The sequence below is a fragment of the Streptosporangium sp. NPDC006013 genome (assembly GCF_040614275.1).
Taxonomy (GTDB): domain Bacteria; phylum Actinomycetota; class Actinomycetes; order Streptosporangiales; family Streptosporangiaceae; genus Streptosporangium.
In genome coordinates this window covers 1-3,208 of the sequence record NZ_JBEXUE010000750.1, presented here as the reverse complement: position 1 = coordinate 3,208, position 3,208 = coordinate 1, and the positions used below count along the sequence as shown (strand labels likewise).

General features: G+C 68.3%; 2 protein-coding genes and 1 pseudogene. 1 reads left to right on the top strand and 2 read right to left on the bottom strand.

Annotated features, from left to right (window positions below; translation table 11 throughout):
• Window positions 1–995, top strand: a 995-nt coding sequence (locus ABZ260_RS48965) for a glycoside hydrolase family 18 protein (protein ID WP_355632238.1), incomplete at its 5' end; no start/stop codon positions are given.
• A gap of 76 nt (window positions 996–1,071) precedes the next feature.
• Here ABZ260_RS48965 and ABZ260_RS48960 read toward each other — a convergent pair.
• Together ABZ260_RS48960 and lepA are read right to left on the bottom strand one after the other, a co-directional pair.
• A complete protein-coding gene (locus tag ABZ260_RS48960; RefSeq protein WP_355632235.1) occupies window positions 1,072–1,707 on the bottom strand; it encodes an MOSC domain-containing protein in 636 nt (211 codons plus the stop codon).
• Window positions 1,708–1,802: 95 nt separating this feature from the next.
• A pseudogene (gene lepA, locus ABZ260_RS48955) lies at window positions 1,803–3,128 on the bottom strand (translation elongation factor 4); the annotation flags it as partial.
• Between the last annotated feature and the right edge of the window lie 80 nt (window positions 3,129–3,208).

Genomic DNA, 3,208 nt, shown 5'->3' with positions numbered 1-3,208 from the left:
GCCCGGTGGCCGCCGAGCAGAGCGTGGACGGCGTCGGCGACGCCGAGGGCCAGGCGCTGAACGGCAACCTGAACCAGCTGAAGAAGCTCAAGGCCAAGCACCCCGGCCTCAAGACGCTGATCTCCCTCGGCGGCTGGACCGGCTCGAAGTACTTCTCCGACGCGGTGCTGACCCCGTCCGGACGCGCCAGGCTGGCCTCCTCCTGCATCGATCTGTGGCTCAGGGGCAACCTGCCCGGCACCGCCCCCGGCACCGGAGCGGGCGTGTTCGACGGCATCGACCTCGACTGGGAGTGGCCGGGCTCCTCCGGCAACGAGGGCAACGTCATCCGTCCCGAGGACAAGCGGAACTTCACCCTGTTCGTCACCGAACTGCGCCGCCAGATGAACGAGTTCGACCGGCGCACCGAGCTGACCGCCTTCCTGCCCGCCGCCGCCGCGAAGATCGACGCGGGCTTCGAGGTCCGCGACGTCTTCAAGCAGCTCACCTTCGCCACGGTCCAGGGCTATGACCTGCACGGCTCGTGGGAGAACGTCACCGGCCACAACGGCAACCTGTTCAACGACCGGCGCGACCCCAACCCGGTGAAGTACAGCGTGGACCAGACGGTCCGCGACTACCTCACGCGTGGCGCCCCGGCCAAGAAGATCGTGGTGGGCGTGCCCGCGTACGGTCAGGGCTGGACCGGCGTCACCGGCGGCAGGAACGGCCTGTACGGCACCGCCACCGGTCCCGCGCCGGGCACCTTCGCCGCCGGCAGCGAGGACTACAAGATCCTGGTGAACAAGCCGGGCAAGCGCTACCGCGACCTGCTGACCGGAACCGTGTGGCTCTACGACGGCAACGAGTTCTGGTCCTACGACGACCCGGCCTCGCTGGCCCAGAAGGCGGCCTACATCCGCCTGAAGGGCCTCGGCGGCTCGATGATGTGGTCCATCGACCAGGACGACACCTCGGCGTCGCTCACCTCGGCGCTCTACAGAATCCTGCGCTGAGCGACCCTCTCATACCGGGCGGGGCCGCAGAATCTGGGTCACCTGCGGCCCTGCCCGCACCTTCGTCCCCGGACGCCTAACCGCGCTCGCGGCCCAGCACCCGCTCGGCGACCCTGTCCCACTTCTCCGGGTGGCCCGGGTGGGCGAGCAGGCGGCGCAGCAGGTCTCTGTCACCGTGGTAGGCGCGGAAGGACTCGGTGACCGTGACGCTGCCCTCGGGGCGCGAGACGATCTCGACGGTGTCGCCCCGGCCCAGCTCACCCGGCTCGACCACCCGCAGGTAGGCGCCGACCCGCCCGGCCCGGGTGAAGCTCTTGAGCCAGCCCTGCTCGCCGATCCAGCCGCGGAACACCGAGCACGGCACCCTCGGTCCGGTCACCTCGGCCAGAACCGTGCCCATCCGCCAGCGCTCCCCGATCTTGGCCCCGTTGACGTCGAGCCCCGCTGTCGTGAGGTTCTCCCCGAACATGCCGTCGCGCAGCTCCCGGCCCAGCTCGGCCTGCCACCAGTCATAGTCCTCCCGCGCGTAGGCGTAAAGCGCCTGATCGGAAGAGCCGTGGTGCTCCAGGTCGGCCCTCTCGTCCTGGGCCAGACCGCTCTCCGAGGCCCCGACCCGGCCGCCCACGGGGGTCTTGTCTATCGCGGTGCGCTTGAGACGACCGGCCCACTCCGCGTCGACCGCGCGACCCACGTTCACCGAGACAATGTGCATGACCGGACGGTATCGGAGCCCTCAATCGGAAGGCGAACCGATATCCACCGCTTCTCCATGCCCGGTTCCAAGCCTGGCCGGGCCCTCGGCGTCCTTTACTTCTTGGACTTGTCCACGGAGGACTCGGTGGACAGCGCGGCGACGAACGCCTCCTGGGGCACCTCGACGCGGCCGACCATCTTCATCCGCTTCTTGCCTTCCTTCTGCTTCTCCAGCAGCTTGCGCTTGCGGGAGATGTCGCCGCCGTAGCACTTGGCGAGGACGTCCTTGCGGATGGCACGGATGTTCTCACGGGCGATGACCCGGGCGCCGATGGCCGCCTGGATCGGCACCTCGAACTGCTGCCTGGGGATGAGCTCGCGCAGTTTCTTGGCCATCTCGACGCCGTAGGCGTAGGACTTCTCCCGGTGAACGATGGCGCTGAAGGCGTCCACGGCCTCACCCTGGAGCAGGATGTCGACCTTGACCAGGTCCGACTCCTGCTCGCCCGAGGGCTCGTAGTCCAGCGAGGCGTAGCCGCGCGTACGGGACTTGAGCTGGTCGAAGAAGTCGAAGATGATCTCGCCGAGCGGCATCGTGTAGCGGATCTCGACGCGATCCTCGGACAGGTAGTCCATGCCCTGCAGATTGCCCCGGCGGTTCTGGCAGAGCTCCATGATGGCGCCGATGAACTCCGACGGAACGAGCACCGTCGACTTCACCATCGGCTCGAAGACCTTGTCCACCTTGCCGGTGGGGAACTCCGAGGGGTTGGTGACGACGACCTCCTTACCGTCCTCCATGATCACTCGATAGACCACGTTGGGCGCGGTGGAGATGAGCGAGAGGTTGAACTCGCGCTCCAGCCGCTCGCGGACGATCTCCATGTGGAGCAGGCCGAGGAAGCCACAGCGGAAGCCGAAGCCCAGGGCGGCGGAGGTCTCCGGCTCGTAGACCAGGGCCGCGTCGTTGAGCTGGAGCTTGTCCAGCGCCTCGCGGAGCTCGGGATAGTCGTCACCGTCGATGGGGTACAGACCCGAGAAGACCATGGGCTTGGGGTGCTGGTATCCGCTGAGCGCCTTGGCGGCCGGCCTCGACACGGAGGTCACCGTGTCACCGACCCGCGACTGGCGGACGTCCTTCACACCGGTGATCAGGTAGCCCACCTCACCGACGCCCAGCCCCTGGTCGGCGATCTTCGGTTCGGGCGAGATGACGCCGATCTCAAGCGTCTCGTGGGCCGCGCCGGTGGACATCATCAGGATGCGCTCGCGCTTGCCCAGGTGCCCGTCCATGACCCGGACGTACGTGATCACGCCTCGGTAGGTGTCGTAGACCGAGTCGAAGATCAGCGCGCGGGCGGGCGCGTCGGCGTCGCCGACCGGGGCCGGGATGTTCTCGACCACGTGGTCCAGGAGCTCGCGAACGCCCACACCGGTCTTGCCGGGCCACCGGCGGTGAGCTCGACGCCCGAGGGGGAGACGTCGAGGCGGTAGCCCTCCTCGTCGAGGGACGGATCGTC